Origin of the sequence: Nostoc sp. GT001 (assembly GCF_030382115.1) — a bacterium.
GTDB lineage: Bacteria > Cyanobacteriota > Cyanobacteriia > Cyanobacteriales > Nostocaceae > Nostoc.
Genome location: NZ_JAUDRJ010000003.1, coordinates 717,332 through 742,513, shown reverse-complemented (window position 1 = coordinate 742,513; position 25,182 = coordinate 717,332). Strand labels below are relative to the sequence as shown.

General features: G+C 40.6%; 25 protein-coding genes. 10 read left to right on the top strand and 15 right to left on the bottom strand.

Features of this window, described 5'->3' with window-relative positions:
* Positions 1-119 precede the first annotated feature (119 nt).
* The 3 genes from QUD05_RS06105 (at position 120) to QUD05_RS06095 (ending at position 2,705) form a co-directional block, all read left to right on the top strand.
* The gene (locus tag QUD05_RS06105; RefSeq protein WP_289795305.1) at positions 120-1,406 is read left to right on the top strand and encodes a glutamyl-tRNA reductase; all 1,287 of its coding nucleotides are present in this window, start codon (positions 120-122) and stop codon (positions 1,404-1,406) included.
* A gap of 104 nt (positions 1,407-1,510) precedes the next feature.
* Positions 1,511-2,071 carry a DUF2087 domain-containing protein gene (locus QUD05_RS06100; protein ID WP_289795304.1) on the top strand — a complete coding sequence of 187 codons (561 nt, stop codon included), beginning with the start codon at positions 1,511-1,513 and terminating at the stop codon, positions 2,069-2,071.
* 43 nt (positions 2,072-2,114) lie between these two features.
* The gene (locus tag QUD05_RS06095; RefSeq protein WP_289795303.1) at positions 2,115-2,705 is read left to right on the top strand and encodes a Uma2 family endonuclease; all 591 of its coding nucleotides are present in this window, start codon (positions 2,115-2,117) and stop codon (positions 2,703-2,705) included.
* Between the two features lie 109 nt (positions 2,706-2,814).
* Here the strand turns inward: QUD05_RS06095 and QUD05_RS06090 are convergent, their stop codons facing one another.
* The 5 genes from QUD05_RS06090 to QUD05_RS06070 form a co-directional block, all read right to left on the bottom strand.
* Positions 2,815-4,722 (bottom strand): sensor histidine kinase, encoded by a 1,908-nt coding sequence (locus QUD05_RS06090; RefSeq protein ID WP_289795302.1) that lies wholly within the window; start codon positions 4,720-4,722, stop codon positions 2,815-2,817.
* 90 nt (positions 4,723-4,812) lie between these two features.
* Positions 4,813-5,682: a substrate-binding domain-containing protein gene (locus tag QUD05_RS06085; protein ID WP_289795301.1), complete on the bottom strand. Its 870-nt coding sequence runs from the start codon at positions 5,680-5,682 to the stop codon at positions 4,813-4,815.
* Positions 5,683-5,955: 273 nt separating this feature from the next.
* A complete protein-coding gene (locus QUD05_RS06080; RefSeq protein ID WP_289795300.1) occupies positions 5,956-6,531 on the bottom strand; it encodes a Uma2 family endonuclease in 576 nt (191 codons plus the stop codon).
* 171 nt (positions 6,532-6,702) lie between these two features.
* Positions 6,703-7,485 carry an ABC transporter ATP-binding protein gene (locus QUD05_RS06075; RefSeq protein WP_289795299.1) on the bottom strand — a complete coding sequence of 261 codons (783 nt, stop codon included), beginning with the start codon at positions 7,483-7,485 and terminating at the stop codon, positions 6,703-6,705.
* On the bottom strand, positions 7,475-8,608 hold the full coding sequence (locus tag QUD05_RS06070; protein WP_289795298.1) for a branched-chain amino acid ABC transporter permease: 1,134 nt from the start codon (positions 8,606-8,608) through the stop codon (positions 7,475-7,477). Before QUD05_RS06070 ends, QUD05_RS06075 begins: the two co-directional genes overlap by 11 nt.
* 170 nt (positions 8,609-8,778) lie before the next feature.
* Here QUD05_RS06070 and QUD05_RS06065 point away from each other — a divergent pair, with 170 nt between their 5' ends.
* The 3 genes from QUD05_RS06065 (at position 8,779) to QUD05_RS06055 (ending at position 11,179) form a co-directional block, all read left to right on the top strand.
* A complete protein-coding gene (locus QUD05_RS06065; protein ID WP_104907481.1) occupies positions 8,779-8,976 on the top strand; it encodes a hypothetical protein in 198 nt (65 codons plus the stop codon).
* 61 nt (positions 8,977-9,037) lie between these two features.
* Positions 9,038-9,295 (top strand): cytotoxic translational repressor of toxin-antitoxin stability system, encoded by a 258-nt coding sequence (locus tag QUD05_RS06060; RefSeq protein WP_099102182.1) that lies wholly within the window; start codon positions 9,038-9,040, stop codon positions 9,293-9,295.
* A gap of 297 nt (positions 9,296-9,592) precedes the next feature.
* Positions 9,593-11,179, top strand: a complete 1,587-nt coding sequence (locus QUD05_RS06055; RefSeq protein ID WP_289795297.1) for a glucose-6-phosphate isomerase — start codon at positions 9,593-9,595, stop codon at positions 11,177-11,179.
* 208 nt (positions 11,180-11,387) lie between these two features.
* Here QUD05_RS06055 and QUD05_RS06050 read toward each other — a convergent pair whose 3' ends face one another.
* The 4 genes from QUD05_RS06050 to QUD05_RS06035 form a co-directional block, all read right to left on the bottom strand.
* A complete protein-coding gene (locus QUD05_RS06050) occupies positions 11,388-12,047 on the bottom strand; it encodes a Nif11-like leader peptide family natural product precursor (RefSeq protein WP_289795296.1) in 660 nt (219 codons plus the stop codon).
* 309 nt (positions 12,048-12,356) lie between these two features.
* Positions 12,357-13,937, bottom strand: a complete 1,581-nt coding sequence (locus tag QUD05_RS06045) for a DUF1802 family protein (RefSeq protein ID WP_289795295.1) — start codon at positions 13,935-13,937, stop codon at positions 12,357-12,359.
* Positions 13,937-15,832: a P-loop NTPase fold protein gene (locus QUD05_RS06040; RefSeq protein WP_289795294.1), complete on the bottom strand. Its 1,896-nt coding sequence runs from the start codon at positions 15,830-15,832 to the stop codon at positions 13,937-13,939. The genes QUD05_RS06045 and QUD05_RS06040 overlap by 1 nt, the downstream gene beginning before the upstream one ends.
* A 67-nt stretch (positions 15,833-15,899) precedes the next feature.
* Positions 15,900-16,568 (bottom strand): hypothetical protein, encoded by a 669-nt coding sequence (locus tag QUD05_RS06035; RefSeq protein ID WP_289795293.1) that lies wholly within the window; start codon positions 16,566-16,568, stop codon positions 15,900-15,902.
* A 338-nt stretch (positions 16,569-16,906) separates the two neighbouring features.
* Between QUD05_RS06035 and QUD05_RS06030 the strand changes: the two genes are divergently transcribed.
* Together QUD05_RS06030 and QUD05_RS06025 are read left to right on the top strand one after the other, a co-directional pair.
* A complete protein-coding gene (locus tag QUD05_RS06030) occupies positions 16,907-17,395 on the top strand; it encodes a hypothetical protein (RefSeq protein ID WP_289795292.1) in 489 nt (162 codons plus the stop codon).
* A 90-nt stretch (positions 17,396-17,485) separates the two neighbouring features.
* The gene (locus QUD05_RS06025; protein ID WP_289795291.1) at positions 17,486-17,818 is read left to right on the top strand and encodes a translation initiation factor; all 333 of its coding nucleotides are present in this window, start codon (positions 17,486-17,488) and stop codon (positions 17,816-17,818) included.
* Between the two features lie 113 nt (positions 17,819-17,931).
* Here QUD05_RS06025 and mdh read toward each other — a convergent pair whose 3' ends face one another.
* From mdh to QUD05_RS06000, 5 genes are all read right to left on the bottom strand, one after another.
* Positions 17,932-18,906 (bottom strand): malate dehydrogenase, encoded by a 975-nt coding sequence (gene mdh / locus QUD05_RS06020; protein ID WP_289795290.1) that lies wholly within the window; start codon positions 18,904-18,906, stop codon positions 17,932-17,934.
* Between the two features lie 88 nt (positions 18,907-18,994).
* Positions 18,995-19,210: an NAD(P)H-quinone oxidoreductase subunit O gene (locus QUD05_RS06015; RefSeq protein WP_289795289.1), complete on the bottom strand. Its 216-nt coding sequence runs from the start codon at positions 19,208-19,210 to the stop codon at positions 18,995-18,997.
* A gap of 117 nt (positions 19,211-19,327) precedes the next feature.
* Positions 19,328-20,182: a DNA-formamidopyrimidine glycosylase gene (locus tag QUD05_RS06010; protein WP_289795288.1), complete on the bottom strand. Its 855-nt coding sequence runs from the start codon at positions 20,180-20,182 to the stop codon at positions 19,328-19,330.
* Between the two features lie 251 nt (positions 20,183-20,433).
* Positions 20,434-20,649, bottom strand: coding sequence for a photosystem I reaction center subunit IV (locus tag QUD05_RS06005; protein WP_094349537.1), 216 nt, complete (start codon positions 20,647-20,649; stop codon positions 20,434-20,436).
* 301 nt (positions 20,650-20,950) lie between these two features.
* The gene (locus QUD05_RS06000; protein ID WP_289795287.1) at positions 20,951-21,535 is read right to left on the bottom strand and encodes a PAP/fibrillin family protein; all 585 of its coding nucleotides are present in this window, start codon (positions 21,533-21,535) and stop codon (positions 20,951-20,953) included.
* 244 nt (positions 21,536-21,779) lie between these two features.
* Between QUD05_RS06000 and QUD05_RS05995 the strand changes: the two genes are divergently transcribed.
* Together QUD05_RS05995 and mraY are read left to right on the top strand one after the other, a co-directional pair.
* Positions 21,780-22,022, top strand: coding sequence for a DUF3134 domain-containing protein (locus tag QUD05_RS05995; RefSeq protein ID WP_289795286.1), 243 nt, complete (start codon positions 21,780-21,782; stop codon positions 22,020-22,022).
* A 79-nt stretch (positions 22,023-22,101) separates the two neighbouring features.
* A complete protein-coding gene (gene mraY, locus QUD05_RS05990; RefSeq protein ID WP_289795285.1) occupies positions 22,102-23,205 on the top strand; it encodes a phospho-N-acetylmuramoyl-pentapeptide-transferase in 1,104 nt (367 codons plus the stop codon).
* 153 nt (positions 23,206-23,358) lie between these two features.
* Here the strand turns inward: mraY and QUD05_RS05985 are convergent, their stop codons facing one another.
* Entirely contained in the window at positions 23,359-25,110 is a 1,752-nt protein-coding gene (locus QUD05_RS05985) for a diguanylate cyclase (protein ID WP_289795284.1), read from the bottom strand.
* Positions 25,111-25,182 lie beyond the last annotated feature (72 nt).

Genomic DNA, 25,182 nt, shown 5'->3' with positions numbered 1-25,182 from the left:
AGTAGTTAGTGATTAATGGTTGGTTGGAAAACTATCAACCAATAAACAAAAGTTCCCCATTCCCTATTCTTACTTAATACCAGATTGCCAACTACCAATTAGTAACTACGATTTAGCAAATGAATATAGCAGTGGTGGGGTTAAGCCATAAAACAGCCCCAGTAGAAGTCCGGGAAAAACTGAGCATTCCAGAACCACAAATTGAAAGTGCGATCGCTCAACTGGCCAGCTATCCTCATATTGATGAAGTTGCAATTCTTAGCACTTGTAACCGCCTGGAAATTTACATTGTCACCAGTGAAGCAGACCAAGGTATTCGGGAAATAACACAGTTTCTTGCGGAATATAGTAAATTGCCCGTGATTTCTCTGCGACAACACTTATTTATGCTGCTGCATGATGATGCCGTGATGCACGTTATGCGGGTAGCAGGTGGTTTAGATAGTCTGGTACTCGGAGAAGGTCAAATTCTGGCTCAGGTGAAGACTACTCACAAACTGGGACAGCAATATAGTGGTATAAAAACCATTTTGAATCGATTATTTAAACAAGCGTTAACAGCTGGTAAGCGGGTTCGTACTGAAACTAGTATTGGTACTGGCGCTGTCTCTATCAGTTCGGCTGCTGTGGAGTTAGCACAAATTAAAGTGGCAAATTTAGCTGCTTGCAGAGTAGTAATTCTGGGTGCTGGTAAAATGTCGCGGCTGCTGGTGCAACACCTAATTTCTAAAGGTGCTGTGGAAATTAGTATTGTAAATCGCTCTCGCGATCGCGCCCTAGAATTAACAAAGCAATTCCCTCAGCAACCGATCAATATTCATCCGCTATCGGAAATGATGAGCGTAATTGCCGATAGTGATTTGGTGTTTACAAGTACTTCAGCAACAGAGCCAATACTTGACCGTGCCAAATTGGAAATGGTTTTAGAAGTTCAGCGCTCTTTAATGTTATTTGATATTTCTGTGCCGCGTAATGTTCATGCGGATGTAAATGAATTGGAAAATGTGCAAGCGTTTAATGTCGATGATTTGAAGGCAGTAGTAGCGCAAAACTACGAAAGCCGTCGCAAGATTGCACAAGAAGCCGAGCGACTTTTAGAGGAAGAAGTGGAAGCCTTTGATATTTGGTGGCGCAGTTTAGAAACTGTTACCACTATTAGCTGTCTGCGAAATAAAGTCGAAACCATCCGCGAACAAGAGTTAGAAAAAGCTTTATCGAGATTGGGTTCGGAATTTGCTGAAAAACATCAAGAGGTGATTGAAGCATTAACACGGGGAATTGTCAATAAAATTTTACATGACCCGATGGTACAATTGCGATCGCAGCAAGATGTTGAAGCCAGACGGCGCTGTATGCAAACTCTGCAAATGCTGTTCAACCTCGATGCAGAGGAACAATTTAGTTAAATTAAACAATAAGTTAGATCCCCGACTTCTTAAAGAAGTCGGGGATCTGAGCTTTTAAATTAGATATACTTCTAATTAGATAGACATCTAATTAGAAGTTAGTTATGCAACCAGAGCAATTTAACATCTTACTGCGCTTTTTCAAGGCATTAGCGGATGATAGCCGATTGAAGATTGTAGGTATTTTGGCGAATCAGGAATGCAGCGTTGAAGAATTGGCGGCGCTACTGCAACTCAAGGAACCGACGGTATCTCATCATTTGGCGAAACTTAAAGAGCTAAATTTGGTGACAATGCGCCCAGAGGGTAATAGCCGTCTATACCAGTTGGATAGCGAGGCTTTACAAAGCATTAGTAAGGAAATTTTCACACCTGAGAAAATAGCATCTTTAATTGAAGATGTGGATACTGAAGCTTGGGAAAGCAAAGTGTTGAAAAACTATTTCGAGGACAATCGCCTCAAAGAAATTCCTGCTAGTCGGAAAAAGCGTCTAGTTATTCTTAAGTGGTTAGCAAACCAGTTTGATGTCGGAGTCAATTACCCTGAACGTTTGGTAAATGATATTCTCAAACGCTACCATGTTGACTGCGCCACCCTGCGACGAGAGTTAATTGCTTGCCAGTTAATGCAGCGAGAAAATGGGATTTATTGGCGTATAAAATAGATATAAAAGATGAGCAAATCACACAATCATAGGTTGTATTTTTATGCAGTTAGAAACCAAAAAATTCGATTACACACCTGAAGAGTATTTAGAACTTGAAGAAAAAGCGGAATATAAAAGCGAATACCGTAATGGAGAAATTGTACCGATGACGGGTGGCACTACAAATCATAATAAAATCGCAGGCAACTTTTATGCTTATTTAAAGTTTGGTTTGAGAGGCAATAATTATGATGTTTATATTGGTGATGTGCGTTTGTGGATACCCCGTTATCGACAGCATACATATCCCGATGTGATGGTGATTGAGGGACAACCTATTTATACGGGAACCAGCACAACAACCGTTATGAACCCGATGTTAATTGCTGAAGTTTTATCTAAATCGACTAAAAATTACGATCAAGGCGATAAGTTTCTTTATTATCGCTCTATTCCAGAATTCAAGGAATATATTTTAATTGATCAATATCAGTATCATGTGATGCAGTATGTAAAAACTGCGGAAAGTCAATGGTCATTTACTGAACTTGAACATGAATCTGCAATTTTATCACTGCAAACGGTTGATTTTCAAATTGAATTGCGCGACCTTTATGAACAAGTCAATTTTGCAGAAAATAACGAAGATTAAAATAATTCGTAATGGGCTACACCCCGCTACGCTAACGTAATTCGTAATTCGTAAGAACTCTCAACAATGTTAAAAAAAGAAATTTTATAGAACTATTGTCAAAAATCACCTATCGAATCGGGATTGTAATTACAAACTCTGCACCCTGTTCCGGTAATGAAATGCACCGTAACGAACCACCATGTTTTTCAGTAATAATCTGGTAGCTAATTGATAATCCCATACCAGTACCTTTACCAACAGGTTTTGTGGTGAAAAAGGGGTCAAATAGATGTGACTGGATTGCTTCTGGAATCCCTGTGCCATTATCAGCAATTTGAACAACGACATTTTCATTCACCTGGGCTGAAGAAATCCGAATTATTGGTTCTGGACAAATCCCATTTTGAAAAGCCTCTTCTAAAGCATCAATCGCATTTGCCAAGATGTTCATAAATACCTGATTTAATTGTCCTGCAAAGCACTGAATTTTAGGTATTTCACCATAGTCTTTAATCACTGTGATTTGAGGGCGATGGCTTTGGGATTTGAGACGATATTGTAAAATTAACAGGGTACTGTCAATCCCTTCATGGATATCAGCGGTTTTAAACTCGGCCTCATCTAAACGAGAGAAGATTCTTAAACTAAGGACAATTTCCCGGATGCGACTGGCTCCAATCTTCATAGAAGTCAACATTTTAGGCAAATCTTCTGTTAAATATTCAATATCAGCTTCTTCTTTAGCATTTTGAATTTCTGGTTCTGGGTAGGGGTAATATTTTTGATAAAGTTGAAGTAACCACAATAACTGTTGAGTATAATCATCAGTGTGCTTGAGATTGCCATAGATAAAATTAACTGGATTGTTGATTTCATGAGCAATACCAGCAACCAACTGTCCTAAAGAAGACATTTTTTCTTTCTGGATTAATTGGGACTGAGTAAGCCTAAGTTCTTGTAAAGTTTGCTTGAGAACAATATTTTTTTGTCGCAGTGCTTGTGTTCGTTCTTCTATTTTATCTTCTAGTGTTTGGCTATAAACTTCTAGCTTTTGATTCGCTTCATATTGTTCTGCTAGCAGTACCTTTACCTGTTGAATTAACTGGTTAAAAGAAATGGCTAAGATTCCAACCTCGTCTTCAGTTGTTACGGGAGCTTGGAGATCAAAATTAGATTCTTGAGTAACTCGTTGTGCCACATGTGTGACAGCTTTAAGTGGACGAGTAATTGTTCGCGAAATTAAAAACCCAGTAATTGCTAAAATACCGCTTCCCAACAAAAATAATAATCCTAAATGTTGCCATAATTTATATTGAGCAACCTCTAACAATGATATGGAATACAACACTGTAGTTGTTAAAGACTGACTTGCTCCTGTAAATACGATACTTTTGGCTAAATAGTTTTTGTTATCAATAGTAATTCGCCTAGCGGGCAAATCAGGAAGAGGAAATTGCCAAGTTCCGCTTTTGGATGCCAACAAGGTTGCCGCAACTACACGATTTTGTCTCTGGACAATCAGATGTTTAGAGGAACCCGCAGCAATTTGTTGCAGTAGAGTATCGTCTACTAAGTTACCAATGATGATTCCTCCCAAGAGTCCTGCTGATGATTTGATTCCATTTGTTACTACTTGTAGAACTTGTTGCTTGCCTTCTACATCTACCAAATCGACTAAATGCGCTCCTCTACTAGCAGTGCTAGTAACTATTTTGTCTAGAAACTTGGCTTGACTTAACGAGTTATTCCGTAAATCTATGAGGACATTGCCCTGAGTATCGATTACCTTAATCCAATCCAATTTCAAAATAGACTTCAGTGGTAATAATATCTGCAAAAGCAACCCTTGATTACGCTGTTTAACAGCCTGATTCAGCATATCTCGATTAGCAATTAGCTCGATTTCAGTTTCTAGTGTTTGCTGTTCATGCTGAAAATCCTGATAAACTCGTTCGCTAAAACTACCAATTTGTTGGCTAAAGTTCTGATTCAAACTATCCGTAAACCACTGTCCTAACACGACTAAGCCCAACATAAAGACGCTAAGACAAACTGCAAGCAGCGGTAGAACAATTTTTTGGCTGAGTCTCAGCCCCCTGAAAAATCTCTGCATGGGATATTCAATTTATTTTGCAGTAACAAAGCCATTATTTTGTAGTAGTTTTTCACCTTCTTTGCTAAAGATAAAATCAATAAAACCCTGAGTAGTTGCTGAAGGTGATTTTTCCCAAAGAATACCTATGTTACGCACCATTTGATATTTACCAGTGGCAAAGTTTTGTGCTTTAGGAGCAACACCATTGAGACTGAGATGATTAACAGGTAATTTATTGATGAGGGAAGATGCCAAAGAAAAAGCACCGAGGGAATTAGGAGTGATTTGTAAGGTTTCGATCAGTTCTCCCTCTTTATTCAAAATCACGGCTTTAGCTGTAGTCTTTTCTTCTCCCAAATAATATTTTCGTAATAACTTTTTTGCTGACTCGTCTTCGGGTCTATCCAAGAGTACAATGTCTGCGTTAGCACCGCCTAATTCTCGCCAATTGGTGATGTCACCTTTGTAAATGGATTTTAATTGCTTGGTTGATAAGTTAGTAACACCTTTAACACTGTTATGGGTGGCGACAACTAACAAATCTTGTGCAAGTTCACGATATTGAATTTTCCCGTTATTTTCTTCTGGTTTGAGTTTATGACTGCTACCAGCGATATCAATAATATCGTTTTTTAGGGCTGCGATCGCACCTTCGGATTGGCTATTGGGGATAAACTCAACTTTGACAGTTTTATTTTGGGATTGATAAGCTTGTGCTAAAAGTTTTAAAACCGTTGCTGTTGAACTGGAACCACCAATTTTGATAATTTTTTGAGTTTGAGAATCGGCTTGGTTAGTAACTTGATTAGTATTGGTTAAATCAGTTGGTTTGACTGAGTTACAACCGCACATACCAAAAAAGATGATGCCGACAATCGTTAACTGAGCAATCTTTTTCATAAGTGAGTCTTTAAATTCCAAAATCCGATATCTGTCCTAAACTTTCATAACTTAATATTCCCGAATACTTATAAAATGTAACGGGTAAATGCAATAATTCATGATAAATAAAATCCCCGCTTTATTTGATAAGTCGGGGATATGTGACTTTCATTAGCAAATATATTTTTTACTTCACAAAATTATTTTCCTAAATAAGCTTATAAAACTTTTGGAGGTCATGCCATCTTGACGCTTCCAAGTGATAATGCTGTTCAGTTGCTACTAAATTCACTAAATTTGTGTTTCTCCCTCGGTAAAAATAGGAGGCCACAATTCAGTAACAGGCAATTCCCAACCAGGAAAAAGTTCTGGTATGGTTAAAATATCGCCATTTTCTAAAACTATAGGTTCGCCTGTAGAGCGATAAATTGTAACTGTCTCTTCATCAGGATCAATGAGAATGCCGACGATCGCTCCTAATTCTATAAATTTCAGAATTTTGGCTGCTATAAGTTTAATTTTATCGCTCTGAGATTTAATTTCTACCACCAAGTCAGGGACAAGTTCTCCAAAGTAACGAGGACTTTGGAGAAGTCGGGAAGCTCGAACAAAGGAAACATCAGGCGCTTTGAGGTTTGTATCTGGCATGATGAAACCGCCAGCAGAATCAAATACTCTTCCCCAGCGACGAGGATTTATCCAAGCAAAGAGAAAGGCAATGAGACGACTACTGATTTCGCTGGATACAATATCTGACGGGCCCATTATTGAAATTTTCCCATTGTCGAGTTCCAGCTGGTAATCTAAACCTGCTTCGGTAAAAGCTGTTTGAACTTGCTCTAAATCTCTGATTGTCATCATTGACATAAAAAGCTTTTTCTACTGAGATATACAACACGATTTTAACAAGAGCCAAATTTCCGAAGATTTGACACTGTATGGAACTTTCTCTCAAACCGTTCCCTACCAGCGAATCAGAGCAAGAATAAAAGCCTCTCCCACACAGGGAGAGTTTTGGAGGAGAAAGCTAATCGCACTTTATTTTCCCAAATACGCCTCTAGAACTTTGGGATTAGTTTGAATCTCTGCTGGTGTACCATCAGCCAAATTCTGCCCTTCAGCAAGTACCCAAACACGATCGCACAAGGACATAACAACATCCATATTGTGTTCGATAATCAGAAAGGTCATCCCGTCTTGGCGATTCCAAGTGATAATGCGATCGCAAATATCATCAATCAATCTCGGATTCACCCCGGCTGCTGGTTCATCCAACAAAATTAACTTGGGATTAGTCATCAGCGCCCGTCCCATTTCCAGCAGTTTCCGTTGTCCACCAGACAAGCAACCAGCATAATCGTGTGCTTTTTTTGCCAAGCCCACTGATTCTAATAAAAACATTGCCCGCTCTTGCAGTTGCTTTTCTTCCTTAGCGACAACGTGCGGTTGCAACTGCACCTGCCAAAAATTTTCACCCGTTTGTTTTTGCGCCGCCAGCAGCATATTTTCTAACACCGACAACCGCGAGAGAGTTCGTGCAACCTGAAAGGTGCGGATTACACCCTGCTGGGCGATTTGATATGGTTGCAAATTGTGAATCGGTTCGCCGTCAAAAATCACTCGTCCCTTATCTGGGCGAATGAAGTTTGAGAGTAAGTTAAATAAAGTAGTTTTACCAGCACCATTGGGGCCAATCAAGCCCGTAATGCTGCCTTTAGCAACTTCGATTCTGGCTTCATTAACTGCTTTGACACCACCAAAGCTTTTAGAAAGTCCCGTGGCTGCCAAAAGGGGAAGTGGGGATGAATAGTTATTTACCAAGGGTGAGTTCCTCTTTTTTCCCTAAGATACCTTGAGGACGCCAAATCATCAGTACCATCAAAATTAATCCGATTACCATGATGCGAAATGCACCCAAACGTGCTTCATCAAGGGGAACGATTCTGGGTAAGACTTCTCGCGTCAGCGCATCGTAAGCAAAGAAAATTACTGCACCTACAATTGTGCCGACATTATTTCCAGAACCGCCTAAAATCACCATAATCCAAGTGTCAAAGGTGATCTGCGGTTGAAAATTATCGGGGTAAATGGCGCTGAGTTGCCAAGCAAAGAAAGCACCAGCGATACCTGCGATCGCACCTCCAAGCATGAGAGATTGTAATTTATACCAAAATACATTTTTTCCCAGCGCCTTGGGAATTTCTTCATCTTCACGGATAGCTTTGAGAATTCTACCCCAAGGCGATCGCACCAAAATTTCTAAGCGCCAGTATACAAATGCTAAAACCAACAGCAACACCAGCATTAAACCCGCTTTTGGGTTGTAATTATACAGTCCAATCACCCCGGAAATATAAATCGCTGCCGCCAAAACTGCTAACACAATTCCCACAGCCAAGCGGGATATAAATTCTTGTTTGCTAGTTGTCCTTTTGCCCAAATCAGTAGTCCGAGATATTTGGGTAGTACGAATCCATCGCCACAATGTAAAAAAAGTTATGGCAGCTAGCAGCGTTAACAACCCAATCATCACTAATCTGACAAACAAATTCGGCTCTGTGGATAGGGGTATGGGATAACTTTGGACACCAAACGCCCCAGAAATCCAAGTATCACCCACAGGTAATTCCTGATTATTCACCACCAAACGAATTAATTCGCCCGTACCAATGGTGACAATTCCTAGATAATCTTCTCGTAAGCGGAGAGTCACAAAACCAATTATCAAACCCAATAAGGCTGCGACAATTGCCCCAGCCAGTGCCGATACAAGTAGGGGTACGCCTTTTAAGCTTAACAATACCGTTGTATACGCTCCCAGAGTCATGAAAGCAATATGACCAAAGTTAATTAATCCCGTAAAGCCCCACTGTAAATTCAGTCCTAATGCGAATAGAGCAAAAAGTGCTGTAGAAATTGCTAAGAAAATGAGATAGTCAAGCATATTGAATTATTTGGTCATTTGTCATTGGTCATTCTGCTCCCCTGCTCCCCCGCCCCTCTGCCCCCCTGCCCTCCTCGCCGGGCGAATAAATTTTAGCGTAGCTTGAGCGTAGCTAATTTTATGGGAATACTATTTATTGTTGGTGTTTGGTGGTAGGGAATAATTGACGTATGAATTTGCTGCGACTTAGAATGCATCACTTAATCGAGCAATTAGGCGATGACGATTTGCAAGACATTTGGAATGTTCTTGAGGCTTTACATTATGACTTTTATATGCTCAAAGCGATACAAAAAGTCAAGCGATCGCAGCAACCGTGGGATATCTTAACCCATGAAGAAGCGGTAAGACTGTTGATGTTTTTCTGATTCAGCAGCGCTTTTGAGCTAGTGCCAGTGGCCCCTCAAGTTTTGGTGAAGGTAACGCCCAGTGAGTCTGGAAATGCGCTATGCCAGGTCTTTTTTACTAGACCTGAAAAATTTAGAACCTGCCGCCTACGAGCGGGTGCATGATTTTGTCTTTATTGAGTTAGCCCAAAAGTGGCAACTGACTGATTTAAAAGAACTGCGGCAGCTTGATAGTGAAGGCATTTTTCACCGCTTCACCCTCGATAATTACCTGATTGGTATAGAAATTAGGGGTGAAATTGTGAAATTTCTGCGTGTCATCCCTATGCCAGATGTTTAAAGTGAAGAGTCAATCAATTTTGGATTTTGGAATTGCGGATTTTGGATTTGTTCCACCCACGTTCGCTTTCTTGGCACGTTCGCGGTAGCGTCTGGTAAAGAAGTGCGGGGCATCAACCGAAATAATTTTTAATCTAAAACTTGTACTGAGCGGAGTCGAAGTATCTAAAATTTAAAATCTAAAATTGGCACGGTCAAAGGAACACTGAAAACTGTAAACTGTATAAGGCTAGGCAGGGATCGCTATAACCTTACATTAAACTGGTTTTTGAGAAAACACTTTATTTGAGATTTCCCTATGGATGCTAGGGCACTTTGGCAACGATACCAAAACTGGTTATATTTCCACGAGGGATTGGGACTGTACTTAGACATCAGTCGAATGCGGTTCGATGATGCCTTCGTGGATTCGTTGCGGCCGAAGTTTGAGAAGGCGTTTGCGGATATGGCTCAACTGGAGAAGGGTGCGATCGCAAATCCCGACGAGAACCGCATGGTTGGACATTACTGGCTGCGAAATCCTGATTTAGCGCCAGCTCCAGAACTTACACAAGAAATAGTCCAAACCTTAGAACTAATCGAAGCCTTTGCGGAAAAAGTCCAAACAGGTGCTATTCATCCTCCCAGAGCAAGCCGCTTCACGGATATTATCTCCATTGGTATTGGTGGTTCCGCTCTCGGCCCCCAATTTGTCGCGGAAGCTCTCGCTCCTGATTTCCCACCCCTGAAACTTCACTTTATCGATAACAACGATCCCGCAGGTATCGATCGCGTTATCAATCATCTCCGAAATAGCCTCGCCAGCACTTTGGTTTTGGTAATCTCCAAATCTGGAGGAACACCAGAACCTCGCAACGGCATGATTGAAGTTAAAAAAGCATACGCCGGACACAATTTGGAATTTGCTCAATATGCGGTAGCAATTACCAGCGTTGATAGCAACCTCGATAAGCTGGCCAAAGAGGAAGGCTGGCTGGCCAGATTTCCGATGTATGACTGGGTAGGAGGACGCACCTCAGAAATGTCTGCTGTGGGGCTAGTACCAGCCGCATTACAAGGGATTGATGTTCGCGCTATGCTAGATGGCGCAAAAGAGATGGATGACGCTACCCGCGTCCCAGATGTAAAAAATAACCCAGCAGCCTTGCTTGCTTTGTCTTGGTACTTTGCAGGTAATGGAAAGGGCGAAAAAGATATGGTTGTTCTACCTTACAAGGACAGCTTATTTTTATTCAGTCGCTATTTGCAACAGCTGGTGATGGAATCCTTGGGCAAGGAAAAAGACTTAGACGGCAACGTTGTCCATCAAGGTATAGCCGTTTATGGTAACAAAGGCTCAACAGATCAACACGCTTATGTCCAGCAGTTACGCGAGGGTGTAGCGAATTTCTTTGCTACCTTCATCGAAGTGTTGGAAGATCGTCAAGGCCCATCCACTGAAATAGATCCAGGAGTTACATCAGGCGATTATCTTTCCGGTTTTCTCCAAGGAACCCGACAAGCGCTTTATGAAAATCACCGCGATTCGATTACAGTCACGATTCCCCAAGTTAATCCCCGAACTGTAGGGGCATTAATTGCTTTGTACGAACGTGCTGTTGGTTTATATGCTAGTTTGGTCAACGTCAACGCGTACCATCAACCAGGAGTAGAAGCTGGCAAAAAAGCTGCCGCCTCCATTCTCGATTTACAAACACGAGTAGTAGCAGTGCTACAAAAAGAAAAAACTCCCCTTACTCTTGACGAACTCGCCGAGAAGGCAGGCGCATCAGACCAAGTTGAGGCAATTTACAAGATTTTGCGTCACATCCATGCCAATCAGCGGGGTGTAGTTTTACAAGGCGATCTTCAGAAACCCGGTAGTTTGACCGTTTCTGCTAGCTGATAGCTCTAGTCTAATTATCACTTTTTGTCCAGAATTGTTGTCTCAACAATTTTTTATTGTGAAGCATCCTAAATAGAAGATATATCTTCTGTCTAGGATGCTTCACTGTATAGTTCGTAATTCGTAATTCGTAATTAAGTTTTATCACTCAATACCGTTTCGTCTAAGTATTGCTTTTTTCTCTTCCTTTACCTAATTACGACTTATTTTAATTATGAATTGCCATCAGGCGTTGATTAAAGTAACTCTTGGGTAAGAAACAGCGATCGGGTAAAAAAGGATTGTTGAGATTTTGACATAAGAAAGTACTGGGTTTATCTCGATGACAAAATGGTGGCACAATTCCCCAGTGTTCTGCTAGCCAAATCCAGTATCCTATTTCAATTCTGCCGTAGCTTGAGACCGGGAGAATCTCTCCAACACTGTTGTTAATAGATACTAAATCTGAAGATGATTTGATTTCAATTAACAACCAAGCTAACTCATCTACAGAAAAGTAATAGCCGTTTTCGGCAGCGATATCAACAAACTGCTGTGGATCTTTAGCTATTAGCAATTCTTCTTTGAGAGATGGCGTTTTTTGTGCAAAATCAAAAAGATCCCAAATCTGTCTTCTCGTAACTAGAAACCAGGCGAGTTCTTCTGCGGTCAAATTGTAACCGTTTTCTGTTGCTAACTTTAGAAACGGCTCAAGGCTATCGGTTTCTGCTAGTTGACTTTTTAACTGGAAAGTTTGCTCTACTAATGACAAGAAATCAATAATTTTTTGCCATGTAACTTTGTCAAAGTTTTTGTTAACTTTTATTTTTTCTTTCCAATAAATGTATTTATCTTCTTTAAGAAAGAAATTCCAAATTTGATAATACATGGGTCATTTTGCCTAAGCTTTAAACTTGGTAGAGGTTTGTGATGAATGAACACCAGTGTAGTAAGTATAATGTGTTTCTTCGACAGTACTAAACTTTTCTATCATGTAAATGAAGTTACACAGTGGCTAAGTATGAATTTTCTGTAAAGTTTGTCACTACAAATAACATTTACTGAGGGAAAGATGAAAGATTGCGATGCCTTGGCGTGGGCTACATCTAAGATTTTTATTGCTTCTCATAAAATAAAATTAAGTCAATAGATAGTATTAATTATTCATGAAGTAATTAATTGTAAAGCAATCTGTACTTTAGTTATTTTGAAACGAACCGCAAAGTATGCAAAGAGCGCGAAGAGAAGAAAAGAGATATATTTTACTACATTTAGTTAATAGGTAAATCGCGGAGAAAGTAAAGCGATCGCTTTTCCAATCACTACCTTTAATTCGTCCTAAATAGCCTGTTAAAGGTGAGGAAAGTTCTATCAGAATTTCGTGCATTTCTGGTGTTTTGATTGGCTGTAGCGGATGTGAGCCAAAATACGCACCATGTAGAGATTCAACACCAGCAGATTCTATACCTGAGTTTTCTAAATAGTTTTTAACAAGCTGAACAATGTGCGATCGCAACCTTATAGATTGTTCAACTTTATCAATATAAATATTAATTTTATCTTCAGCTAAACCAAAAGGAGCTTGTTGCAAACACTCTTTTAGTTCTAATAAGTTGATAGAGTTTTTGTAGTGTGCTTGCAGTTCAACTAGTTTTTGTAGTGTTTCAGGGCTAATAACATTCATTTGATTTTCGGTAGCTGTTCTTGATGCGTAAAAATTTAATTCTCCGGCGGCTATAATTAATTTAATAGAATTGTCATACTGAAATTTACCAAGATGGTTCATACCTATTTTTAATAACTGTGCAGGTGTACCATCAGGAACTTTCTCAGTTTTAGTTGCTTTGCACTCTCCTACTATTGGATAAGGTTGTTCAGCGTAAAAATCCATGCCTCCTGCGCCACCCATTGCATCTGGATTCAAACCTGAACCTGTAAAGCCTAATTTTAGTAATCCTCTACGAACCAATTTTTCAAATGTATGTCCGTCGCTAGAGTTTCCAACTTCAGCAATTTTATGAATCCAAGGTAAGTCTAAATCTAATGAATTGGTTGGTTTATCGCTACTCCAACCCAAAAATACTTTGATATCGTCGTCTAATTGTTTCGCTGCTGGTTGGCTAATGCTTAGGGATGCGATCGCACTCTGCAATTCTTCCAATTCAGGATGCAGCGGTGGCTGTCGATTTTCTAACTGATGCTTGCGTTGGGCGAAGGTGCGATCGTTTAATACTGGTTTTGTATCAGCAACATTAATAAACTGTGGCACAGGAATAAATTGGCTGTTTGAATTTACGGCAATTTCAATTGATTTAGGCAACTGATATACTCGCAGATATACCAAGAAAATATTTTGACGTTGCGTTAATATTTCCTGTAAACCTTCTTTCGTCCAAATAGTTAGCTGTGATAAATAAGCTAAAGATTCAGCATTATTGAGAATTTGGCACATCTCACATCTCGCCCAAGCTTTTATCAAGGCTGTTTTATAAGCTAGAAGGGGCAGTTTTAACTGTTCCTCATCTGGAAGTAAGTTCATTTGCTGAGGTTGTATTAAAACACCCTCACTATTTAGCTGTGTGAATGCACTTTGAGCAATTGGTAAAAAACTTGGGCGATAGTACTGCTCAACTGGTAGTAAATTAATTGACGCGTCTGTTGGACAAAGAGCAAATTCTCGCCCTAGAGTAATAAATTTATTAGGCATTACTGCAATTATTCTTCCTTGCAACAATGCCTCAATTTCTGATGCTGGTAAACGTAAAGCGGTATTAATCATTATCCCGGAAATAAATCATTTGTATCAACATTTATGGTGTTTGTAATCTCTGATCGAGTTACGTTACTACCCTCAGTTTCTTCATTGATAGCATCTTGAGGAACTTGCCCTGATGGATCACTCAGAATTTCACGAATAAGATAATTATCAACTGCTATTTTGTGTTCGTAAATAAAATCAAGTATTTCTTCTTCACTAAATTCATAATCTTCACGCGCATAAAAAACTAATAAAATAGCTAAAAGTGGTTTTATATCTTCGCTTTTAAGCAATACCCATTCTCCACCTAGTTTAGGTGATAATAGCTGACTTAGATATTCTTGAGCCTTAGCAGCACCTTTATTAACTTGCTTAGAACGAACTAAACATCCACGAGTCAAATCAAACTTTTTGTAATCAATTAATCGCTTCAATGTTGCCTGAACAAACATTCCGCCTGATTCTTGTAGTACAGCTACTCCAATTTTGATTGTTTTACCATTTTCTTTGCCAACGATTTTGAAGTCTAGATATCCTTTATCAGCTGCTTTAGCTGTAATTTCTGTAATATCTTCAATTTTGAATTTTTCTATAGTTTCTCCAATTAGTGCAGAAAAGCCTAACCATAGTGAATCAGCAAGCACAACTTTATCATCCATATAATCTTGTATAGTGCTTGCAAGTCCCTCTAATTCTTTAATGTAAGCAGATTCTACAGGGTTCTTGGGTGGTATTAGAGGTTGTGGCTCTGTAGTAACTTTAAAATTTTCGGCACACCACTTTAATACTCTTCTAACAATAGGTCTTTCTTTTCCTAATTCTCTCAATTTATCTTCGTCAAAAGGATATACTAGGTGCGGCGGTGTTAGTCCTTTTTCATCATAAAAATCTTTTAACCACGTAGCAACTAAAGTTACAACATCATCAGAGTTGAGATACTTTAACTCCAGAACTTTTTCACCAATTCGATCTACTACTGCTTCAGCATAAGATAAGACTTTGACTTGATGAACCCATGTTTCAGCATACATAGCTGTTAGCAAAACACCACTTTTAATGCTGTTGTACAAATCCTTAGCTATACCAGCAACAACTTGTGCTTTAGTAAAACCTGCCTCATTACATTCTGGTACATCTAATTCATCAAAACAAATCACTATTGGTTTATAGCGCCCTATTAAATCAAGAATTTGACGAATTGTAGTAAAAGATTCTGCTTCTTTATCTTGGTTACTAGGATTTGCTAAACCCATTTCGTCTGCTTTCGACTGTGGTAAGTTCCTGCCAGACAACCAGTTGATAGCAAAGGATTCATGACCTGAATCAGGAGAAAGTGTCCATATTATAGCTGTAAGAATATCAGGGTTTTCGATATCAGGCTTGATTGATAGTATCTTATCTCTCAAAATATCAACAACTCGTGGATTTTTTGCCAAAGCTCCTGGGAATTGATTAACAAGTTGTTGCGGTGTATGATTTTTGTTGAAAGCTTCGTTGATCAGAGCGGTTGCTAATTCTCGCCATTGACTTACCCCTTGACTACCAATTTGTTTAAGGCTATTAGCAAGATTCCGCAAAAATTCAGTTTTAATTCGGTTTAAGTCAGCGCACTCACTCATATAGACAAACAATGCAGTCCCATCAGCCTGAAGGCGATGTCTAATCCTACTAATGAGGTGGCTTTTGCCTAATCCTTTTTCAGCAGTAATGGTGACACCAAAGATGTGGCGCTGTCCAAGGCGAACTTTCTCAATGGCTTCAAAAATAGTATCTGAAACCTGAGCATTTAAAGAAGGTACATCAGGAAAACCCTTTCCCCAAACATCTTGACTTCTAACTACTAAAGGTCTATCAAAAGGATTTTGGCTTGCAATGGCATTAGTGATGTCTGTAATTGCAGATGAGGAGCTATTCATAAATTTGGTGTGAGACAGATATTGAATGGCGATAATTCAAGAATCAAAAGTATTCAGAAAGTTGGGTTTATGAGTTCAAACGCTTGGCATAGCAGCGCAATCCGCTCACTTCTGTGGTTATAGAATCTTCTATCTGTGCTGGATCATTGTCTGGTAAGCTACCGCCTTGTAGTTGCAAAATGTCGTTAGCCTGCATTTCTAACAACCATTCATTGAAATTGGAACGACTAATGCGATCGCCTATTTCTCTCCTGATGCGATAAATTGGCACCAGATCATCTAGGTTGTAGTTTTGGTTAAGCTTGTCGTAGACTTCTAACGCCACTGATTTAAACTCGTTGTAAGACGCGATTCCTTTGGAAAGCTTCGCTAACGCCCCGTTACCATTAACCAGTACATCTGCACCAGTTACCGCAACATCAATCTGACTAATCCACCGCAACAACGCATTCGCCGCCCAAGTTCCGACAATCGTCCCTTCAAACTTAAACTCGCCGCTCCTCAAACCCTCACCCAACGCCTCTAAACCCTTGCCAGATGTCAGAGAATATCCCTTTTTGGAAATTGCGATCGCACCCTGCTTCTGTAATTCCTCGAATATGCCCTGATAATCTGCTACCTTCTGGCTTTTGGATACAATTCGCTTAGTGAGTTGACCCTTCTTAACTTCTTGCTGCACTCCTCCCAAATCCCACAAAGCCAAAAGAAGACGAGTACTAGTATTTTTTGATGTCATATTGAGTGTATTTTTTGAGAAAAAGCATCATAGTAACTGTATCTTTCTAAGTTATTTATGCAGAAAAAATAACCGAGAAATTGCTGAAGATTTCGGCGTTTTAGCTAAATAGACTCATCAAAAATCAACAATATATTTCCTTGGGATGAATGCAGTTTCTCTCAAAGGCGGGATGGAATGCTTGAGAAAATCGACGATCATGACAGAGAAAGGCTGTAGCTGTGCAGTTGTAAATTAAGTGGTATATGTTTTTTCAATTCCCAGCGAAATAACAAGAATTCCAACTTTGTTTTTGCAACAGCAAGGCTTTTAGCAAATACAGGTGAGAACGAAATCCAATGAACACAATATATAAAGAACGTAAAATAGTTTCGCGTCTATTTGCAGTGCTGCTTTCGGCATTGTTAATGGTGCCCTTGCTGAGTAGCTGCGGAGGCGGTTCCCAAAAGGCTAATGTTCCACCACCAGTAGATGACACCATTGGTAGAACAGTGAGCGATCGCACAAACCAAACCGAAGTTAAGAAAGGATTGGGTACGGGGCAAAAAGTGGCACTTTTGGCGGGAGCTGCGGCACTTTACTATATGTACAACCAGCATAAAAATGCTCCCCAAGAAGGAGCGCAAGGTAAATACTATCTATCCAAGAACGGGCGTGTATATTACCGTGATGCTGAACATCGCGCTCACTGGGTAACGCCACCATCAGAAGGAATTCGAGTACCAGAATCTGAAGCACAAAAGTATCGGGAATTCCAAGGTTATAACCGGAGTGCTACAGGTCGCGATCTAACTGGTATAACTTCATCCGCAGCTCCAGCACTCTAGATCGGCGAAGCGTGTGTATAAAGCGGGTTTCCTGGAGGATAACGCCGATCGCGCCCGTCGGAAACACGAACTTAAATCAGGAGACAGATTATGGTAAATGAATTTTTCCGAAAGGCGAAAGACTTACTTTTGGGATCGAACAGCGATCAAGCCGATCAAGATGCCGAATTCCGCAATCGCAATGTACGTCCAGCCAGCGAAGATCCCTACGGCGATCCCGCAGACCCGGCATCTTACAGCAATGTTCGCCCAGCTAGCGAAGACCCTTACGGCGACCCCGCAGATATCTCGTCTTACGGCAATGTTCGCCCAGCTAGCGAAGACCCTTACGGCGACCCCGCAGACAGAGGGGAGTTTGGTGATGTCCGTCCAGCCAGCGAAGATCCCTACGGCGACCCCGCAGATCAGGATTCTCGCCGCTAACGCGAAACCAATCTGGTGATATTGGTTTTTATAGGGTGATGAATTTTGGAATAACAAATAAAGCAGTGGGATTTGAACCTACTGCTTTTTATTTTGGCTACTATTTATACAAATTACGAATTACAAATTATTTCCTGCGATCGCTCAATATTTTGACGCACAGATCGAGCCGAAGTATGCAAGCCCTCTCTTTCTTCATCAGTCAGCGTCAATTCCAAAACACTCTCAATTCCACCGCATCCCAACCGACAGGGAACACCAATTACAACATCTTCTAAACCGTATTCACCTTGCAGATACGTCGCCACAGGAAGCAACCGCGACTGATTTAATAAAATCGATTCTACCATCACACTAGTAGCCGACGCCGGAGCAAAAAAAGCACCACCCGTCTGCATCAATTCCACAATTTCTGCGCCACCGTTGCGAGTTCTTTCTACCAAGCGTTCAATTGTGGCTGCATCCAGCAATTCAGTGATAGGAATGCCGTTAACGGTAGCATAACGAGACAAGGGAACCATTAAATCGCCGTGGCTACCCAATACCATCGCTTTGACATCGGCAGGTAAAACGCCTAATTCTAGGGCAATGAAGGTTTCAAAACGGGCAGAATCTAACACACCAGCCATACCCATAATGCGATCGCGTGGTAAACCAGTTGCTTGCCAAGCTAAATAAGTCATCACATCCAACGGGTTGGTGACAACAATAAAAATAGCATTAGGAGAATGAGCGATCGCATTTTTTGCCGCTTCCACCACAATTTTGGCATTGGTTTTCAGCAAATCATCCCGACTCATCCCTGGTTTGCGGGGAAGTCCGGCGGTAATCACCACGATTTGGGAACCAGATGTATCAGCATAATTATTTGTGCCGATAATCTGGCGATTATGTATTTCAATTCCCCTGGCTTCCATCAAATCCAGCGCCAAACCTTGAGGCATTCCCGCAATAATATCTAGTAAAACGACATCTGCCAGGTTTTTCTCTGCAACACGTTGAGCTAAAGTACTACCAACCCTACCCGCACCCACGATGGTGACACGGGGTAAATTACAGACAATTGAGGAGTTAGGGGAAGAAGACATAAATATTAAGATGCGATTTTTCTCAGCAAGAATTCAGGAGTCAGAATAAATGCTGAATTCTGAATTCTGACTCCTGAATTCTTTTTACTTATTTAAACTCTTCGAGTTGATCCACACGTAACCAAATATTAGGTGTTGGCACTTTCCCAAACTTAATCAGGGCGTAATCACCTTTAATATCGACAATTTCGCCCTTGGTTTCAAACAAATAAGGAGGAAAGCGAGTATCACTGGCTTTAGCCTCCAGACTGTTTTCTAGTTTCTCGCGCACAGCGCGAACCATATCTCCTTTTTTGACTGCCATGAGTTCCTCTCTCAAATTTGTAACGTCTTTCACCTGCATTTTAAAAGAGTTCCGAGTTAGAAGTGAAAACTCTTAATGCTGTACAGAAGCGATTGGTCGCGTCTGTACTCCTAACTCCTAACTCCTAACTCCCCGCAAAGTTTGACACTGGGAGCAAAAATGACTAGATCGCCCAGCTAACCTGATCCGTTGAATTGATGTACCACAAACTCGACAGGGTTCCCCAGCGCGGTTATAAACCCAGGCTACACCACCATAATTGCCGTTAGTACCTTTAACATTTAAGAAATTACTAAATGTCGTACCACCAGCCTCAATACTGGTTTCTAACACTTGAATGATGGCGGTTCGCAAAAGTTCAATTTGCTTTAGCTGCAAATCTATACACAAGGTTTCAGGTAAAATCCCACTCTTAAATAATGCTTCATCAGCATAGATGTTACCTAATCCCGCCACCACCGATTGATCCAGTAGCGCAGTCTTTATTGGACGGCGGCGGTTGTGGAGTTTGTTTGCTAGATACTCGACAGTGAATTCGGCTGAAAATGGATCTGCTGCCAGTTTTGCCAAACCAGTCATAATACTTTCAACAGCAACACCAGGCGGAACCCACCATATTTTACCGAAGGTTCGCTGGTCAACAAAGCGCAATTCCTGCCGATCCCCAAAGAATAATCTAACCCGCGTGTGCTTGTGTAATGCTTCATCTCTATCCAGCCATAATAGTTGACCAGTCATTCGCAGATGAACTCCTAGCCAGCCGGAAGACGAAGAGAGTTCGGCGAGGAGATATTTACCGCGACGATGCCAAGTAGCAATCGCATTATTTTTAATTCCATTAACAAACTCACCAACAGAAAACGGGTAGGCGATGGTGCGATCAAGCAACACATCTCCACCCGTGATTTCTTGATTGAGGGTCAATTGATTTAGACCCTTTCGGACTGTTTCAACTTCAGGCAGTTCAGGCATTTAAGCTGAGTTAAGCAGGCAATTGTGATTTATTTGAGGGTTCGAGCTAGAAGAGATGGGGTAGTAACTTACATAGCCGTAGATGGCTCGTATTACTACCCAAAAGAAACCGTAAATACCCGCAGGGCGGCTCTCTTAGATTAGGGTAGGCTAGGACAAAGAATGAATGAACTGAAATTTTCAGACTTCATACTTCAGACTTAAGACTACCCTTCATCATCGCATCAAACAACCCCCTTGTAGCTTTGCTGCTATTTTTTCGGTGCTTTAGCCTTTGGTGCTTCAACCTCGACTAATTCATCCTGGGCAAAGTTGTTGGTATTGATACCAGAGTAATTGACCTTTTCAAAGCGGACAATTACAGGGTATTTGATGCCGCTTTGGTCGATGGAAGCCACAGTTCCTAGATCCTGAAACCAGTAGGATTCAGGGCGGAGAATACGTACTTTAGAACCACGTTGAACCATGATTATTTTCCCTTTTAGTTATCAATCGCCAATCTAGAGGGCTAATTGATTTCACTCTACAACCTCAAGGTCGCAGCAAGAGTCTTTGTTAAGTTATTTGTCTGAATTGGGGAGTGGGCATTGGATTAGGGGAGAGGTTACAGGTAGAAAGCTGATAGGGAATAATCTGTAACCTGTACCCTATTCCCTTCTTCACTCCCGACTCCATAGCACATCCAAAATTGCAAAAGGTATCAGACCCTACTTGACAAGGTAGACGTTATAGCGTACCTTCATTCGCAAATAGCTATTTTGTAAAAGCTTATGTTTTAGTTAAGACAAACACACTTCCCTCATTACCTCTGCCGATCCGCAGATCGTTATCTATATAAGTGATATCTAACCAGCCTTGCTGTTTGTCACTGTTTATGGCAACATCAATTCCGGGAAATTTTCTACCTTCTTCAATTTGTTGGATAAAAGTTACCGGAGAATTGTATTCTATTAAACGTTGTAAGCCGATAATAGAACGCTCAAATTTTACTTGGACACGCCGACCTGAAACAGGCTCAAATTTAGCAGCAACGCTGACTAATCCTTCTAAATAAGGTAAGCCATAAATCTCAGCTATGTTGTAAACACTGGTAGTCTCTACCCGGATACACTGATAGATTTGACCCAGTTTGCACAAAGGTAGACGATCTAAGTTTAAAAGAGCCTTGCTAGTGGTGTATAGTAATCGCCAATTGCCATCTAGCAAATTACTAGCTTCCACCGGACGGGGTGTAGGATTAAAGTCTTCTAAATTGGCGATCGCTGCTAAGATAGCTTGTTTCTGTTCTTCGGTCGCCAGTAGACCGCGATTTGTACCAGCGATCGCATCGATAAGAGCCGCTTTTCCCATCATCGCCTGTCACCTCAAAAATCACTCACTTTCCATCAGCATAAACAAGATATTAATGACATATATGTAGAGCCATAAAAATTACTAAGAATCGCTTGACTTAAGCCTTATGCTTATTAAATAAAAAAATTTCTATCTGAATGCGGATTTATCAACTAAAGGGTTGAAAAGATAACTAAATTAATCCGTCTCAAGTGATAGACTCTAAATGTCAACTTACGTAAACCTTTTCTTGACCTGACTCGATATGTTGAACTCTCCATTACGTGAAGCGGCTCGTAACCAACGAGCCGATGTCATCCCCCTAAAACCAGAGTCCTCTTTGTTGGACTGGTTACAAAATAACGGTCGCATCATTGCCCGTGACGTTCACGAACCGGATTTTCGAGATAACGAAGAAGGAATAGACTCCCTAATGGGTGTAGATGATGGAATTGGCTACGACCTCGATGATGATGACGATGATGATATAGGAATCGCTGAGAATTAGCCTTTTCAGGCTAGGGACTTGGTAGTATCCCTAGTTACTGGTATTCAATTTTATAAGTGTGGAGTGAAGGGAAACTTCTGTGGACGCTAAATTATCTCCTGAGCAAGGATTAAACATTTCTGGAATCGCTCTAGCCTCTTTATTAGCCGTAGGGTTAGGTACAACAGCTTTTTTCTTGGATTCGATGGCCAATCGGCTACCGTGGCAAAGTATGTCGCTAACTCTGCCACTACTGTTGTGTGCGTTGGGTTCAGGTGTGGTGGGCTATTGGGTAATACCTTTACTTCAAGCACTTAAAACTGGACAAATAATTCGCGAAGATGGGCCACAAGCTCATCTAAAAAAGGCAGGTACTCCCACAATGGGCGGTATATTTTTTATACCTGTATCTGTGCTGATTGCCTGTATATTGTCTAACTTTTCTAAAGAGGTGCTTGCAGTTTCGGCTTTGACAATCAGCTATGGATTGATTGGCTGGCTTGATGATTGGCAAATTCTGCGCCGGAAATCAAATAAAGGTATATCTCCCCGCACAAAACTAGCTTTGCAGGTGAGTTTTGCAGCTGTGTTTTGTCTATGGCTGATGTTTAATCAACCTTCTAATATTACAAATATTGCTTTGCCTTGGGTGGGCTTCACACTACCATTAGGATTCCTATTTTGGCCTTTAGCAGGTTTTGTACTAGTTGCAGAAAGTAATGCGACTAATTTAACAGATGGTATTGATGGCTTGGCAGCAGGAACAGTAGCGATCGCACTTTTAGCATTAGGTGCTTTAGTCGCACCAACAGTACCAGGATTGATGGTTTTCTGTGCTGCTTTAAGTGGTGGGTGCTTAGGTTTCTTAGCCCATAATCGCAACCCAGCCCGCGTTTTCATGGGAGATACTGGTTCCCTGGCACTGGGAGGAGCTTTAGCTGCTGTAGCACTATTGACAAACACCTTAGTAGGTCTATTTATTCTCAGTGGTATCTTCTTTGTAGAAACCCTTTCAGTCATGGCACAGGTAAGTTATTACAAAGCCACGAAGGGGCCTGATGGCAAAGGCAAACGTCTCTTCAAAATGGCACCCTTACACCATCATTTGGAACTTACTGGCTGGTCAGAATTGCAAGTGGTTGGAGTGTTTTATATAATCGCTGCTATTTTGGCTACCATCTGTTTAGCGATCGCACCTTTCTAAATGTTTTAAAAACTGCTTGAATATAAAAAAACAACTCCCACATCTTCAGGGAGTTGTTTTTTTATAGGGTAAATTTATAAAGTCATGGAGTCAATCTAAAATCTAAAATCTAAAATTGTTTGACTGCTTGCGGTATTCTAAATTCTTTATTCTTCAATTATAGGTATTTATATATTCTCTAACTCGATTCTTCCCTGTTCGCTTTGCCTCAAGCATCGCTTGATTTGCTCGATTTAGCAAATCCTTAACCGTAATTCCTGGTTCTGATACAGCTATTCCAAAAGAAGCAGTGATCCTTTCGAGGATCTGATCGCCGTCTCTCAATTGCATTTGTTCAATATCTAGCCTTAATTGTTCTACTCGCTTCCTGAGCGTTTCCAGTGTCATATTAGGCATCACAATCACAAATTCTTCACCACCCCATCTGCAAGCAATATCAAAAGAGCGAATAGATTTTAACAGTAACTTTGCTAATCCCTGGAGAACAATGTTGGCAGTCACATGACCATAACGCGAGTTGTAAGACTTGAAGTTATCGATATCAAGGAAAATAATACTAAGAGGTTGTCCCGATCGTTCGGCTTCTGCTAGCCTTTGTTCCGTTATGCTTTGCATATAGCTTTGATTGAATAGTTGGGTCATCCCATCCCGCAAGTTCTCATGGGTTAGACGTTGTTTTATCGATAAATTATTCAGTGCAATGCCTAATGTTCTAGCAATAATCTCAGAAGTTTGTTGATCTTCTGGACTGATTTCTTCAAGTGCATCAATGTGTAATATCCCAACTACTTGGCCTTGTGTAAACAATGGAACACACAAATGTGTGCCGCTAACTGGCTCTATTAAGTGACTGCAAATTAATCCTGAATTCCGAGGCGATGAAAGATTTAACTTTCCTCTCCGCAATGCCCAACAATCAGATAGTGAAAATATTTGTTTACTGCTTTTTTCACCTCCCCAAAAACTATTCATCTGAACATAATTTTTGGAATTAGCAATTATATAAATAGAACCACTCATATTCGGAAACAGCTTGGAACACGTTAAAGCGACTACCTGATACACCTCATCTTCAGACTCGCAGGAATAAAGCATATCCGCCATATCTGAGAGATATATAAGTTCTCGTTTTTTTGCTTCCAATTCCAGTGTTTTTTCTTCTAGCTGCCGATTTAAATCAGTGAGCGATCGCTGTGCTTCTATAGATTCTGTGATATCAATACTGATTCCCCCAATACGGTAAGCGCCCGTTGCGTAATCGCTAAACGGAAACTTAAATGATAGCCAGTAGCACGGCTGATTGTTACCAGATACTTTTACCTCTTCAATTAGCTTCAAAGGACGTAGAGTCTTCAAAACGATTCGATCGTTTTCCATTACTCGCCGCCCCTCTTCTGGATCTGGCAAGAATTCACTATCCGTTTTTCCTAACCATTCTTGTGAATTTACAGAAAATCTAGACTGTATTTCCTGGTTGTAGTAAAGCACTCTAGATTGCTCATCTTTGATATATGCTGCAAATGGCCCCTGATCTAGGAATAGCCGTTGCATCTGCTGGCTGCGTTGAAGTTCACGAGTATCTTCTTGATATCTGGCGATCGCCTTTACAACTAGATAAGCGGTTGGCGTCAGGTAGAGTAAGGCAGACAAGGAAATAAACGCCATTACATCAAGTACGCATAAGTGCAGCAGGGACACTGCCGTATATGGCTCAAAGATCGCCAAAAAGTGATGAAATCCGCAAAATAGTACGAATCCACCTGATAACAAAAAAGCTAGCCAAAACTTAGAAGGGATAGTTGCCTTAGTTTTGGCAAAGAAAACCCCTATTACTATGGGGATACCAAAATATGAAAATGCAGTGATGCTGTGAGCAATTATGCAATTCCAGTAAATAGGTTCCATTACTGACCTGATATTAATATTTCATCCGTTTGACTATAATTCTGGGTAGCCTCAATATGTAAGTAGAGAAAG